Annotated in this window: 11 protein-coding genes, 1 tRNA gene and 1 pseudogene; 11 read left to right on the top strand and 2 right to left on the bottom strand. The window is 33.1% G+C overall.

The annotated features are described in order from the left end of the window. Nucleotides 1–134: 134 nt before the first annotated feature. A complete protein-coding gene (locus tag ACPWTF_RS10940) occupies nt 135–1,496 on the bottom strand; it encodes a hydroxymethylglutaryl-CoA synthase family protein (RefSeq protein WP_427875447.1) in 1,362 nt (453 codons plus the stop codon). 356 nt (nt 1,497–1,852) lie between these two features. On the opposite strand from ACPWTF_RS10940, the gene ACPWTF_RS10935 reads away from it, so the two are divergent. The 5 genes and pseudogenes from ACPWTF_RS10935 to ACPWTF_RS10915 all read left to right on the top strand — a co-directional run bounded on the left by ACPWTF_RS10935 (nt 1,853) and on the right by ACPWTF_RS10915 (nt 7,178). After that, complete coding sequence (locus tag ACPWTF_RS10935; protein WP_248728545.1) at nt 1,853–2,518, top strand: succinate dehydrogenase cytochrome b subunit; 666 nt, start codon at nt 1,853–1,855, stop codon at nt 2,516–2,518. A gap of 11 nt (nt 2,519–2,529) precedes the next feature. After that, nucleotides 2,530–4,531: pseudogene (locus ACPWTF_RS10930) on the top strand (fumarate reductase/succinate dehydrogenase flavoprotein subunit). A 51-nt stretch (nt 4,532–4,582) separates the two neighbouring features. Then, nucleotides 4,583–5,329 (top strand): succinate dehydrogenase/fumarate reductase iron-sulfur subunit, encoded by a 747-nt coding sequence (locus ACPWTF_RS10925; RefSeq protein WP_095928369.1) that lies wholly within the window; start codon nt 4,583–4,585, stop codon nt 5,327–5,329. A 267-nt stretch (nt 5,330–5,596) separates the two neighbouring features. Next, on the top strand, nt 5,597–6,373 hold the full coding sequence (locus ACPWTF_RS10920; RefSeq protein WP_250834934.1) for a DeoR/GlpR family DNA-binding transcription regulator: 777 nt from the start codon (nt 5,597–5,599) through the stop codon (nt 6,371–6,373). A 37-nt stretch (nt 6,374–6,410) separates the two neighbouring features. Beyond that, nucleotides 6,411–7,178, top strand: coding sequence for an amidohydrolase (locus ACPWTF_RS10915; protein ID WP_427875446.1), 768 nt, complete (start codon nt 6,411–6,413; stop codon nt 7,176–7,178). Here ACPWTF_RS10915 and ACPWTF_RS10910 read toward each other — a convergent pair. Continuing rightward, nucleotides 7,175–8,863, bottom strand: coding sequence for an Ig-like domain-containing protein (locus ACPWTF_RS10910; RefSeq protein WP_427875445.1), 1,689 nt, complete (start codon nt 8,861–8,863; stop codon nt 7,175–7,177). The two genes, ACPWTF_RS10915 and ACPWTF_RS10910, sit on opposite strands and share 4 nt — an antisense overlap. A gap of 293 nt (nt 8,864–9,156) precedes the next feature. On the opposite strand from ACPWTF_RS10910, the gene ACPWTF_RS10905 reads away from it, so the two are divergent. The 6 genes from ACPWTF_RS10905 (at nt 9,157) to ACPWTF_RS10880 (ending at nt 13,939) form a co-directional block, all read left to right on the top strand. Continuing rightward, nucleotides 9,157–9,444: a hypothetical protein gene (locus tag ACPWTF_RS10905; RefSeq protein ID WP_427875444.1), complete on the top strand. Its 288-nt coding sequence runs from the start codon at nt 9,157–9,159 to the stop codon at nt 9,442–9,444. Next, nucleotides 9,416–10,033, top strand: coding sequence for a hypothetical protein (locus ACPWTF_RS10900; RefSeq protein WP_427875443.1), 618 nt, complete (start codon nt 9,416–9,418; stop codon nt 10,031–10,033). The genes ACPWTF_RS10905 and ACPWTF_RS10900 overlap by 29 nt, the downstream gene beginning before the upstream one ends. After that, the gene (locus ACPWTF_RS10895; protein ID WP_427875442.1) at nt 9,993–12,353 is read left to right on the top strand and encodes a hypothetical protein; all 2,361 of its coding nucleotides are present in this window, start codon (nt 9,993–9,995) and stop codon (nt 12,351–12,353) included. Before ACPWTF_RS10900 ends, ACPWTF_RS10895 begins: the two co-directional genes overlap by 41 nt. A gap of 10 nt (nt 12,354–12,363) precedes the next feature. Next, complete coding sequence (gene mce, locus ACPWTF_RS10890; RefSeq protein WP_095928359.1) at nt 12,364–12,768, top strand: methylmalonyl-CoA epimerase; 405 nt, start codon at nt 12,364–12,366, stop codon at nt 12,766–12,768. A 147-nt stretch (nt 12,769–12,915) separates the two neighbouring features. Continuing rightward, nucleotides 12,916–12,989: transfer RNA gene (locus tag ACPWTF_RS10885), tRNA-Ile, on the top strand. Between the two features lie 431 nt (nt 12,990–13,420). After that, nucleotides 13,421–13,939: a hypothetical protein gene (locus tag ACPWTF_RS10880; protein WP_427875441.1), complete on the top strand. Its 519-nt coding sequence runs from the start codon at nt 13,421–13,423 to the stop codon at nt 13,937–13,939. Nucleotides 13,940–13,993 lie beyond the last annotated feature (54 nt).

The following is a 13,993-nucleotide window of genomic DNA, read 5'->3' as shown; positions in this document are numbered from 1 at the left end:
AGCTTTGTATTCATGAAAAGCTTTGCGAACTTTGCGTAATCCTTTGCGAACTTTGCGGTTAAATTTCAAAAAACATAAAAAAAACCGAAACATCAAGCTTCGGTTTTGGAATTTGGGATTTCAAAATTTGGAATTTAATCCACCCATTTATAATATCTCGCTCCAATCAAAACAGGAATCTCTTTTTCAATCCTATCTAAAACCCATTCGTTTTTAGGAGTTCTTACGCTTTGTTTTTGTTCTTTTTTATGAAGACTTTCGTAAGTATTGAAATCAATTTCAACGCTTTCAGCTAAATTTTCAAAAAGTTTTACATTCTCCAAAGCTGATTTCCATTCTGGCTGGATCGTTCCTTCAAAAACTTTCGATTTCGATCCGCTTCCGTAAGCTAAGAAACCGAATTTAGTTCCAGCAACTTCTTTGCTTGTATCATAAAAATGAGCCAAAGTCGATAATAGTCCCATGAAAATAGAACCAGTGTAAAGATTTCCAATTAATGATGAAGCCAATTCGGCAGGTTGTAATTTCTCGGTTACAAAACTTCTATAATCATCAGATTTTGCTACTTCTTTAATTTTTGTCTGATAATCTGCTGGAGCAATATCATCGGCGATAATTTTTTCTGCACTATCTAAAGCATAGATTTCAGATAACATTCTTCTTCCTTGGAAAGAATATGGCAAGTGCATTACAATACTATGCCAAGTGTTATATAAAGTTTCAGTAGTGTTTTTTAATTTTTTGAATGAAAAGTAAGCATTTCGCGTACGATCCATATAACATTGATTAGAATATTGTCCGTCAAAAACTGGCTGATCTTTATGAATTTCGATTTCAGCTTCTAAATTATCAAACCAAGAATCGTTGTTTGCGTTTTGAGTAATTTCTTCTTTAGCAATCGTTCTGTATGGTTTAAAGAAGTCAAAAACACCTTTTGTGCTCGTCGCCCAATTGTCATCAAAAGCAATGATTTTCGGATCTGCAGTGATCAGCATTGCAACCGCTCCAGCTCCTTGCGTGTATTCTCCTCCAGAATTTAAATCGTATTTTGCAAAATCAGACGTAACTACAATGGCTTTTTTAGTCGGATTTAATTTTACAAAATCAAGACAGTTTTGCAAAGCGTCTACACCGCCAATACAAGCGAAAGTAAAATCTACAACATCGCATTCTGCTAATGAATCTTCGCCAAATTTCTGCTCCATTAAACTAATTAGATAAGAAGCAATGGGTTTAGAACTGTCAATACCGCTTTCGGTACCAACATAGATTCGGCTGATTTCTTTTAAGTCAATTTTATTATCAATGATAAGTTTTGTTAAAGCATTTGCTCCAAAAACAACCGCATCCTGATGAACGTCTGGGAAAGTCATTTTTATTAGACCAAGACCTTTTTCTAATTTCTCGGGTTCAATATTTCTGGCAATAGCCAAAGTTTTTATGGGTAAATGTATGTTTGCTACGTCAAATGAAATAGCATCAATTCCTGTTTTCATTCTTATTTTTTTGAGCCGCTAAAGGTAAAACTATGTTGCGGAATGGCAATTTTTTACTTAGACAAAATTTTGATGACCCTACACTTTTGAAGAAAACAAATTAAAACTTCGAATAAAATAACAATATCATAAATTTTTAGTAATCTACTTAGAGTCGAAATCCTTGATTCTGTTTTACAAAGCAATGATTTGAGGTTTTCTATAGTGAATTATTTTTTATCAGTTTTAATTTTGTACGTAAAAATACGTAGAATTGCGCTATTTTAAAATCATTATAAATAACAGCGAAATGGTTGTAGTTCTTTTGTAATTGAGTTATTTTTGTCTAATTTTTTAAAACAAACTACTTAACACTTATGGCACAATCTGCACTATTGAATGCTTCCATCTTAAAGAAAGTAGCTATGGCTCTTTCGGGAATATTCTTAATCACGTTTTTAGCGCTGCATGTTTCCTTAAATTTTATTTCTATTTTGAGTGAAGATGTTTTCAACGAAGCTTCTCACTTTATGGGATACAATCCGCTGATACAATATGTAATGCAGCCAGTTTTGGCATTCGGAGTAATTTTCCATTTCGTAATGGGATTTATTCTTACTGCTCAAAATAGCGCGGCACGACCAATTGCGTACGCTAAATACAACGGAGCGGCAAACGCTTCATGGAGTTCTAGAAATATGATTATTTCTGGATTGGTTATTTTGGCTTTCTTAGGATTGCACTTTTATGATTTCTGGTTTCCTGAAGTTAGCTATAAATATATAGCTGGTACGGCACCAGATGCTACGAGGTATTATGGTGAGTTAGTTCACAAATTTCACGACCCAATTCGTACGGCATTGTACTGCGTGTCATTTATCCTTTTAGGATTCCACTTGTGGCATGGGTTTGCATCTTCTCTTCAATCTGTAGGGATGCACAACAAGTACTCTAGATTTTTATCAAAAGTAGGTTACTGGTTCGCAGTTGTAGTTCCAGCGCTTTTTGTGATTATCGCTTTATTTCATCATTTCAATAATTAATATCAATTATAATGGCATTAGATTCAAAAATTCCAAATGGTGCCTATAGCGGACAAATGGACAAATTATAAAGATCATATTAATTTAGTAAACCCTGCTAACAAACGTAATCTTGATATTATTGTAGTTGGTACAGGTTTAGCTGGAGGTTCGGCTGCGGCTACTTTAGCGGAGTTAGGATATAACGTAAAAGCATTTTGCTTCCAAGATTCTCCACGTCGTGCGCACTCTATTGCAGCACAAGGTGGTATCAACGCAGCAAAAAACTATAAAGGTGACGGTGACTCGATTTACAGATTGTTTTACGATACTGTAAAAGGTGGTGATTACCGTGCTCGAGAGGCAAACGTTTATCGTTTGGCTGAAGTTTCTGGTAATATTATTGACCAATGTGTGGCTCAAGGGGTGCCATTGGCTCGTGAATATGGCGGACTTTTGGATAACCGTTCTTTTGGAGGAACTTTGGTTTCTCGTACATTTTATGCACAAGGACAAACTGGACAACAATTATTGTTAGGAGCTTATTCTGCGATGAACCGTCAGATTGGTCGTGGAAAAATTAAAATGTACAACCGTCACGAAATGCTTGACATTGTAATCGTGAACGGAAAAGCGAGAGGTATTATCGCTCGTGACTTAATTACAGGAAAAATAGAAAGACATTCTGCTCACGCGGTAGTAGTTGGTTCTGGAGGATACGGAAACGTATTTTTCCTTTCAACAAATGCTATGGGAAGTAACGCAACAGCAGCTTGGAAAATTCATAAAAAAGGAGCGTTTTTCGCAAATCCTTGCTACACACAAATTCACCCAACTTGTATTCCAGTTTCAGGAGATCACCAGTCTAAATTGACTTTGATGTCTGAGTCTTTACGTAATGATGGTCGTATTTGGGTACCTAAAAAATTAGAAGATGCTCAGGCAATCCGTGAAGGAAAGAAAAAAGCAACAGATTTATCTGAAGACGAAAGAGATTATTTCTTAGAGAGAAGATATCCCGCTTTTGGTAACTTAGTACCTCGTGACGTTGCGTCTCGTGCAGCTAAAGAAAGATGTGATGCTGGTTTTGGAGTTAACAAAACGGGTGAAGCAGTTTACTTAGATTTTGCAGCAGCTATCAAACGTTACGGAACTGAAGATGCTTATGTAAAAGGTTTAGATGATAAAGATGCTGCTTTGGTAACTAAATTAGGAGCTGCAATCGTGAAAAGTAAATACGGAAACTTATTCCAGATGTATTACAAAATCGTCGACGAAGATCCTTATACAACACCAATGATGATTTACCCAGCAGTTCACTACACAATGGGTGGAACTTGGGTTGATTATAACTTGATGACTACAATACCTGGATGTTTCTCTATTGGAGAGTCTAACTTCTCTGACCACGGAGCAAACAGACTTGGAGCTTCTGCTTTAATGCAAGGTTTAGCTGATGGATATTTTGTATTGCCTTATACTATCGGAGATTATTTAGCTCCAGATATTAAAATGGGTGAAATTTCTACAGATTTACCAGAATTCGTTGAAGCTGAAAAAGCGGTTGTAGATCAAATCAATAAATTTATCAATAACAACGGTAAACATTCTGTAGATTATTTCCATAAAAAATTGGGAAAAATTATGTGGAATAAAGTAGGTATGGCTCGTAACGCTAAAGGTTTAACTGAAGCGATCGAAGAAATTGCTGCTTTACGTGAAGAGTTTTATAAAGATGTAAAAGTTCCTGGAGGCGCTTACGAATTTAATCAGGAATTAGAAAAAGCAACTCGTGTTGCCGATTTCTTAGAATTAGGAGAATTGTTCGCGAAAGATGCTTTACACCGTAACGAATCTTGTGGAGGTCACTTCCGTGAGGAATACCAAACAGAAGAAGGGGAAGCACTTCGTGACGACGAAAACTTTGCATATGTTGCTGCTTGGGAATACAAAGGAAAACCAAGTGATGCAGTATTACACAAAGAACCTCTTAACTACGAAAACATTAAATTAGTTCAAAGAAGCTATAAATAGTATTTAGAAAAGTCTTAATACTTTTTTCTTAATACTTAATACTTATACAAAATGAAACTTACATTAAAAATATGGCGTCAAAAAAACGCTCAAGATAAAGGAGGGATTGTAGAATATCCTATCGATGGAATCGAACCAGACATGTCTTTCCTTGAAATGTTAGACGTTCTTAACGAAGGTTTAATCAACAAAGGAGAAGAACCAGTTGCATTTGACCACGATTGTCGTGAGGGAATCTGCGGAATGTGTTCTTTATTTATTAACGGTGAAGCACACGGACCAGACAGAGGAGTTACAACTTGTCAGTTGCACATGCGTATGTTTAAAGATGGAGATACGATTTTTATCGAGCCATTTAGAGCAAAAGCTTTCCCTGTAATTAAGGATTTAGTGGTTGACAGAAGTTCTTTTGACAGAATTCAGCACGCAGGAGGATTCATTTCTGTAAATACTTCAGGAAATACAATCGACGCGAATACTATTCCAGTTAACAAAGACGATGCAGATAAATCATTTGATGCTGCTGCTTGTATTGGTTGTGGAGCTTGTGTTGCAACATGTAAAAACTCTTCAGCAATGTTATTCGTTTCTGCAAAAGTTTCTCAATATGCATTATTGCCACAAGGTAAAGTTGAAGCAACGGATCGTGTTTTACACATGGTTCACCAAATGGATTTAGAAGGTTTTGGTAACTGTACAAATACAGGAGCTTGCGAAATCGAATGTCCAAAAGGAATTTCGCTTGAAAATATTGCACGTATGAACCGTGAGTATTTAGCAGCAAGCTTGAAAGGATAATACGCAATTTAGTATATTTTAAAAAACGCTTCCGTTACGACGGAAGCGTTTTTTGTTTCTATTTACAGCATAATATCTAAAACTGAATCAATATCTCTTAAAAGCTTCGATTTGTTGTGTAAGAGAGTTTAAAATAAATGATTTTAGGCTTTTGGTGTAAACTGGTTCTGTTTTATTTTAAATTGATGTAGTGCTTTAATTTGGTTTTTTGTTTCGATGAATTATTTAATGAAATGTTTATTTTTGTAATTAGAAAAAACAATCGGCATGAGCACTGAAAATGAAGTTTTAAATTACAGTAAAGAAGAACGTAAAAATCATATTCTAAAAGAGATCAATTTGCACACGCGTGTGAGTTTTGAAACTCTTTCGGCTAAACTTGGTGTTTCTGAAGATACTGTTCGTCGTGATATTAATGAACTGGACGCTGACGCACTTTTAATTAAAGTAAAAGGTGGCGCCATGACCAAAGGATATCACTATTCTTCATCTAACCAGACTTATGCTGTTGAAGCCAAACAAGTTATTGCGCAAAAAGCAGTCGGTCTTCTTCATGACGGAATGGTTTTAATTGTTGATGGCGGAACTACTATTCGAGAGTTCATCCGATTAATTCCAAACGATCTTAATTTAACTGTTTTTACGATTACGGCTTTAACTGCGGTTCAGCTTTTAGATAAACCCAATATTAAAACGATCATGATTGGCGGTAGCATTTCTTCTTACAGTCAGATGTGTGTGAGTGGAGAAGCTTTTCATCAATTGGCCAATATAAAAGCAGATCTTTTAGTTTTAGGGACAAATGCTTTAGACGTAGATGGCGGTTATTCAGATTCTGATTGGGAAACTGTTCAAGTAAAAAAAGCAATGATTCAGGCTTCTAAAAAAACGGCAGTTTTGACTATTACGGAGAAACTAAATACAGTTCTTAAAATGAAAATTGCTAGTTTGTCTGAACTGAATTATGTTATAACCGAGGAAGAACCAGCTCATGAAAAATTGAAGTCATACAAAGAGAATTTTCCTGAATTGACTGTGATTTAATTTCAAAACCAATTTTTCTACTTATCTCTAAAATCTGATGAAAATTGCTTTAATCCAAACCGATCTTTTTTGGCAAGATGCCAGTAAAAACCGAGAAAATTTCGATTCAAAAATCAATGAAATCGATTCGGAAGTAAATTTGATTGTGCTTCCAGAAATGTTTTCGACCGGATTTACAATGAACGCTTCTGAGGTTGCCGAAACGATGCAAGGAGAAACGATTGAATGGATGAAATTGAAAGCAAAACAAAAAAATGCTGCCGTAACAGGAAGTGTTGTTATCACAGAAAACGAGAAGTTTTATAATAGGATGTTTTTTGTTTTTCCGTCAGGAGAATTTCAGTATTACGATAAAAGACATTCTTTTTCTCTCGCCGGTGAAGACAAAGTGTACACCTGCGGAAATAAAAAGGTAATTATAGATTATCTAGATTGGAAAATATGTCTGCAGGTTTGTTACGATTTGAGATTTCCGGTTTTTGTACGTAATGTAGAAAACTACGACCTTATTTTGTATGTCGCAAATTGGCCAAAAGTACGCACCAATGCTTGGGATGCTTTGCTAAAAGCACGTGCCATAGAAAATCTTTCGTATGTGGTCGGAGTAAACAGAATTGGTAATGATGCTCACGATTATGAACATATTGGCCATTCTCAAGCAATAGATTTTTTGGGCAATTATATTTTAGAGCCACAAGAAAAAAATGGTGTCTTTGTCGTAGAATTAGACAAAAACACCATGTATGAAACGCGTAAAAAATTAGACTTTTTAAGCGATAGAGATCAGTTTGAAATTAAGTTTTAAAAGGCTTTTCGTTTCTTTTCTGCTTCTTTTTTCTTTTTATCGTCTTGTTTCTTCTCGACTTCTGGATTAAAAGGAATGCTCAAGTCAATTGTTTCGTTCCGATCCCAATTGGCGCGCACATCAAATTCTTCCTGATTATAAAATACTTCTTCTGCGTATTTCTTTTCTAAGAAATTACCAGTGTCGTATTGTTTGTTTTTATTGTCGTCATAAATAATGCGTACAGTAAAAATATCAGGTTGCAGTAGATTGAATTCTAAAGTAGTTGCGCCTTCAGAATACCCTTCGGCTAAAACTACATCTCCTTTTTTATTGGTCAATTCAACAATTATAGGAAAACGTTTGACATTTTTAAGAGTCAATATCAGATTTCCGTAATCGGCATGTTCTTTAGTGCTGAGTTTATAAGATAAAGTATCATTTGTCTTTTCATAAAAATCGGTCAAAGCACCTGGTAAAAAAGTAAAACTATATTTGTCCAATGGTTCTTTTTGGAAATCGAAATATAATTTCTGTTCAAATTCATCATATTCTGTTGTATAAGGAACAGCAACAGAATCTTTATTGACCAAAGCGATTTTAGATTTGTCAAATTTTACCAACGGAGTTTCGGTTTCCAAAGTAAAGCGTTCTCTAAAATTAATCTGACCGTTTTGTACCGCTTTAATATTTAAAGTATCTTTTTTCAAGGCTTTAATCTTGAACGAAAATCTTTTTTTATAATCTCCTTTTTCAACTTCCATTGATAACGAATCGGCTTTAATTGGTTTGTACCAAACTTGAAGCGAATCTTTTTTAGGAAACTGCGTTACGATAGTTTCAAGAACTTCGTCGCCATTTTTAAGTGTAATTTTTGGTTTTGAATTTTTGAAATCCTGTTTTCCTTCATAAGGAAGATACAAACGGTTTCCTGAAGCTTGAATAGGTTTGAAAGCTTTTAATGGCAAGGTTTCTTTAAATAATTCCACCTCATAAACCGTGTCTGTCGGAATTGTGATATAGCTTTTCAAAAATCCGATTTTATCATCTTTTGGATTAAATTTATTATTTGAACCTTTATCTTTTAATGCTACCAAAAGATATTTTCCTTCTCTTAAATTTTCAAACTGAAAAGTTCGCATACTGTCCAAAGTGTTGGTAATGTAGCGCGGAAACTCTTTGTAAATGGTAGAATCTTTAAATTTATCATTTACTTCATATAACATTACAGAAACAAAATTGTCAACATACTTTCCGTACGCATCTTTAATTTTTCCGTTCAGTTTAAGTGAATCAATATGCAATCCAGTCGAAAACACATATTTAAACTGGTTTAGTGCGTTTCCTTCATTGTTGTCTGTAATTGCCTGTCCAAAATTTAAACTATAAGTTGTGTTAGGCTGTAAAGTATCTCGAAGCTCGATCTTTATAAATTTGCTGACATTTGTAGGCGTAATTAACGGCTCATTTTTTAAAGGCGGAGAAATAATAAGCTGTTTATTGGTGTTTTTAATTTTGACATATTCGTCAAAATTTAAAGTAATAGTGTTTCCTTTAAAATCGGTTGTAAAGTTTTTAGGAAAACTAGATACCAAAACAGGAGGTAACGTATCTTTTAAACCGCCGGTAATGCTGCCTCTTTTGGCGCAGCTTATCATCGATATTAGAATTACAAATGCAATGTATTTTAGGGTGTCTTTCAACATAACGGTTTTTCAATTTGATTGCACAAAATAACGATTATATTTGCTTTAATTGAAATTTTTTATCCATTTATTAGGATTTGGGACTTTTGGAAATCTTCCAAAATTTTAGTGTTTAAAATGCTATAATTTCTTACTTTTGAATTAAAATGTAATTTTCCTAAGTTTTGTTCAAACGATTTTTCCCAGTTTTGTTTCTCTTTTTAATGCTGTCATGCACTAAAAGTGAAAAGCCCGTAATCTCCTTTTATTACTGGAAAACAATCTTCAAGTTTTCTGAAACGGAAAAAGAAGCATTGAAAGAAAACAATGTACAGAAACTTTATGTACGGTATTTTGACATTGGAATTCATCCAGAATCTAATTTTCCAATTCCGATTAGCCCAATTCGATTTGAAGAAAATCCAAAGGAATATGCTATTGTTCCAGTTGTTTTTATTCAGAACAAAGTAATGCTCCAACCTAATCTTGATGTGAAGAATTTGGCGCAAAAAACCTTTGATTTTATCGAACAAATCAATTCTAAAAATAAAATTGCATGTCAAGAAATTCAAATTGATTGCGATTGGAACCTTAAAAAGTAAAGAGAATTATCTCAAATTTATAGAAGTTTTTAAAAAGCTTTCGAATAAGAAACTTTCAGCCACGATTCGATTGCATCAGGTGAAATATTTCAAAAAAACAAAAATTCCGAATGTTGATTCTGGAGTTTTGATGTATTATAATATGGGATCGATTGCGCCAGATTCTCTAAATTCTATTTACGATAAGAAAGTGGCAGAACGATATCTTAAAAGTTTAAAAAGATATCCGCTACATCTCGATTTTGCTTTTCCAATTTATTCGTGGGGAGTTCATATTAGAAATAATAAAGTGATCGGACTTCGTTCTAAAATGAGTAGTAGAGAACTAGAGAAAGATTCCAATTTTGAAAAAACAAGCTCGATTTTTTTCAGGGTAAAAAATTCCAATTATAAAAATGGTGTTTTTTATGAAGAAAATGATTTCTTGAAAATAGAAGAAATAAAACCAAAAGATTTAAAAGAAATGGCAGAAGATTTGCAGGATAATCTTGTAGAAAAGCCCAACGAAATTATATTTTACGATTTAGACGAATTCAATTTAAACAATTATGAAAAAAATACTTTTAAGCAGATTATTTCTTGCTTCTAGTGCCGTTTTGCTTTCTGCATTCGGAATTATATATGCCTGCGCAGATGGAGACTGGGATTATTTAGGATCTTATAATTCAAATTTTACTCCAGAAACTTTTGCTGATAATTCGTATTCTCCTTTGTTTTTATCTGGTGGTATTTTTTACGGAATTGGTTTTGATACCCAGCATAATTCTCGTTTTAATAAAAATATAAAATCAGATTGGGCAGATTATCTAAAAGGAAAAGTCGATACCACAACTGTCAATTATTTTTTGATTGGTGATGAAAAGCCTAGATATTATTCTGATGACAAAAATACCATCAAAAATAAAGAAGAAATTGAAGGTTTGCATGTTTATTATAAAACGAAAAAAGAAAATAAAAGCACGCAAAAATGGGGCAAAAAGCTGAATCTGAAAGACGAGAAAGTAAAAAACTTTGTTGAGTTTCTGTATTTGGCTCAAAAAATAGAAACAGTATCTATTGGAGATGATTATTGGAGCTACGATCCCGTTGTGGCAAAAACGTTCAACGATGCCAAAATGATTCAGTCGATAGAAAATGTATACAATACTTTATCAGATCCGTTTTTGAAAAACAGATATTGGTTCTTGACCATGAAAGCACGTTTTTATAGTAACGACAAACAAAAAGCAATTGATTTTTTTAATAAAACAGAAAGTTCTGTTGCCAGAAATACTTTGTATTATCGCGCTTTAGCGTATGTTGCAGGAATTAATTATAAACAAAAAAAATATGCGACTTCTAACTATTTATACGCTCAGGTTTTTGATAAATGTCCAGAATTAAGAGTGGTTACAGCGTATAGCTTCAAACCAAAAAACGAATCAGATTGGACAAAGGCTTTAGCGTTGGCAAAAGATAATAAAGAAAAAGCGGCGCTTTGGGCAATTCACGGATATTATAAAGACGAAAAACAGGCGATTGAAAAAATCTACGAATTAGATCCTAAAAGCGAACATTTAAATTATCTCGGAACAAGATTGGTTAATTCGCTAGAGCAAAAAATAAACAATTCGTTTCAGACGGACGGGCAAGGAGAAAATCAGAAACCAAAACCACAAACTGTTGCTGAAAATAAAACAGAAAATAAGACGAAAGTGGATAATAGCGCTGTCGATTTAATTGCAAAAATTTCTGCTGCAGGAAATACCGATAAGCCTTATTTATGGGATATTTCACTTGGATATCTTCAAACGCTAAAAGGCGATTATGCCAATGCAGACAAAAATTACAGCAAAGCTGAAAAAACACTTCCGAAAACAGAATTGGCGGGAATGCAGCTTCGTTTATTGCGTTTTGTAAATAATTTAAGTAAGATTGATAAGTTGACAGATAAAAATGAGAAAACCATTCTAGCCGATTTAAATTGGTTATACACAGAACTTCCTAAAAATTATAAAGGAGATACGTTTCGTTATCAAAATGCTTCTTCATGGAGCAGAAGCTATTTATCGCGTTTGTATAAAGAACAAGGCAATTTGGTTATGGCCGAGATTTACGGAGAATCACGCTATAGTTATTGGAATGATGGAAATGCATATTATGACAATGAAAAGAATTTGCTGGGAATAAAAAGCTTTTTGGAAAAATCGAATAAATCTGAAATCGAGAAAATTGGTGCTGGAATTTATAGTTTAAAACTGAAGGATATTAATAATTTTCAAGCGATTCAGTCCACTTTCAAAAACAAAATTCCAGAAGCAATTGCTTTTATGCAACAAACAGATTCTGTTCAATATTATAAATTCTTAGGAAATCCGTTTAACGGAAATATAAAAGATTGCCACGATTGTGAGCACGCGGCGTATCAGAAAAGAAAATATACTTTTATGGATTTCTTGACCACTATAAAAGAAATGCAGGATAAATTGGCTCAGAAAGAAGATGTTTACACCAACAGCCTTTTGTTAGGAAATGCATTTTATAATATTTCTCATTTTGGAAACGGAAGAACTTTTTACGAAATGAGTATTGTGGGTTACGGATCAAGTCCGTATTCGTTTAGAGATTCGATGAAAGAAATGATTACGAATAATTCGGTTTCTAAAATGTATTATCAGAAAGCTTTTGAAGCAGCTTCGAATAAGGAACAAAAAGCAAAATGTTTGTATCTGATTTCGAAATGCGAACGAAATGATTATTACAATAAAAAATACAATAAGATAAACAGCTATTGGGAAATTCAAGATGATAAAGTTAATTTTATCGCTTGGAACTCGTTCAAAGCTTTAAGAAAAGACTATTCGGATACGAAATATTATCAGGATGTAATTGCAGAATGTGGTTATTTTAGAAGATATGTAAATCAATAATTCCGAAAAGATGGTAAATAAAATAGAACATATTGGGATTGCGGTAAAAAATATGGACGATGCTAATGTTTTGTTTGAAAAAATGCTGGGTGTTCCGTCTTATAAAATGGAAGCAGTAGAAAGCGAAGGAGTGTTAACGTCCTTTTTTCAGACGGGAAATAATAAAATCGAACTTTTGGTAGCAACAAATCCCGAAAGTCCTATTGCTAAATTCTTAGAGAAAAAAGGAGAAGGAATTCATCATATCGCTTTTGATGTTGATGATATCGAAGCCGAAATTGCACGTTTGAAAAATGAAGGTTTTGTCTTAATCAATGAAGTTCCGAAGAAAGGGGCAGACAATAAATTGGTTGTTTTTCTTCATCCGAAGAACACAAATGGCGTTTTGGTTGAGCTTTGCCAAGAAATTAAATAAAAAAATGTCATTTTAATTTTTGAATAAGATGTTGAAAATCAATTTCGTTTTTGAGTTTCGAACAAAGATTTAAAATTAAATTGAAAATGATGTCTTAAAATATTTGGAGTGAATGAAAAATAGTAGTAATATTGCATCCTCTAAACCTGTCCTATAGCTCAGCTGGTTAGAGCACCTGACTCATAATCAGGTGGTCCCTGGTTCGAGCCCAGGTGGGACCACTAGTAAAATCAAGCCTTTGCAGAAATGCAAAGGCTTTTTTATTTTTTCTGACGAACATTTGACGAACATCAAATGTTTTATAATCAATTAGTTTTGTTTACTTTTATAGGAATTAATTGATTGTAATATGACTATTTATATCTACATTTTGTCATGTATTCTAATTTTTGCAAAAATTGTTGTACCTCTGTATCTTCTTTTTAGATTGTTTTTCATAATTAAACCTTTATTTGTAAATCTATATTTTGAGGAGAAATTTAATTATTATAAAGGAATAAGCAAAAACAGATTATTAATTTTATTACTGCTTTGTTTTTTATCATTTTTTATTGGAACCTTTCTAGGTAAAGAAGTTTTGAGTTTTTCAAATACTTACAAAATCATACTTTATATTTTCTTACTTGTTCTTACCCAATTTGTCTTGTTTTATATGTTTGAGGTGAAAACTCCAAGAAGTATATTTAAAATAGTACGAGATTGTATTGAAAACCCTAAGGAAATATTTAAGCAAAGAGAAGTCGTTTTTGAAGAAAGTAAAGTAATGGGATCAATAAATACAAATGGCGTGAATTTTAAGGATGCCGTAAATTTGACAAATGGAGATATTATTAAACAGATTAATCGAAGAGAATTCGATCTGGTCATAGAGAAATACCGTAAAGTCTTTCGAGATAATTCCTCAATCGAAAATCTTTATAAGTTAAGCAATGGTATGGAAATAAAAGACAGATCGATTTCTATAAAGATAGACAATAAAAGACATTCAAAACAGAACATAATTGAGATCTTGACGTCCCTTTTCAATATTCAAAAAAATTGGAATTCTCAGATTAAAGATAAAACAAACACCAAAATAATTGATTTTTTGAATAAATATATTACAATAAATGATGGAGATAAATCTCTACACATCAATGATTTTACCCGATTATTTGAAAAACTGTCTTGATCGCTATGTAAAATTCGATTACTCAAATATGTTTTTAAAAGATAAAATAAAGTA

Origin of the sequence: Flavobacterium sp. MMS24-S5 (assembly GCF_050320125.1) — a bacterium.
Classification (GTDB): domain Bacteria; phylum Bacteroidota; class Bacteroidia; order Flavobacteriales; family Flavobacteriaceae; genus Flavobacterium; species Flavobacterium tyrosinilyticum.
The sequence above is the reverse complement of the archived record's forward strand: the minus strand, read 5'-3'. Positions and strand labels throughout refer to the sequence as shown.

What these genes read in the sequence shown, in the direction of transcription:
- ACPWTF_RS10940 (WP_427875447.1), bottom strand. Translation starts at nt 1,496, where the DNA reads ATGAAAACAGGAATTGATGCTATTTCATTTGACGTAGCAAACATACAT.
- ACPWTF_RS10935 (WP_248728545.1), top strand. Translation starts at nt 1,853, where the DNA reads ATGGCACAATCTGCACTATTGAATGCTTCCATCTTAAAGAAAGTAGCT.
- ACPWTF_RS10925 (WP_095928369.1), top strand. Translation starts at nt 4,583, where the DNA reads ATGAAACTTACATTAAAAATATGGCGTCAAAAAAACGCTCAAGATAAA.
- ACPWTF_RS10920 (WP_250834934.1), top strand. Translation starts at nt 5,597, where the DNA reads ATGAGCACTGAAAATGAAGTTTTAAATTACAGTAAAGAAGAACGTAAA.
- ACPWTF_RS10915 (WP_427875446.1), top strand. Translation starts at nt 6,411, where the DNA reads ATGAAAATTGCTTTAATCCAAACCGATCTTTTTTGGCAAGATGCCAGT.
- ACPWTF_RS10910 (WP_427875445.1), bottom strand. Translation starts at nt 8,863, where the DNA reads ATGTTGAAAGACACCCTAAAATACATTGCATTTGTAATTCTAATATCG.
- ACPWTF_RS10895 (WP_427875442.1), top strand. Translation starts at nt 9,993, where the DNA reads ATGAAAAAAATACTTTTAAGCAGATTATTTCTTGCTTCTAGTGCCGTT.
- mce (WP_095928359.1), top strand. Translation starts at nt 12,364, where the DNA reads ATGGTAAATAAAATAGAACATATTGGGATTGCGGTAAAAAATATGGAC.
- ACPWTF_RS10880 (WP_427875441.1), top strand. Translation starts at nt 13,421, where the DNA reads ATGTTTGAGGTGAAAACTCCAAGAAGTATATTTAAAATAGTACGAGAT.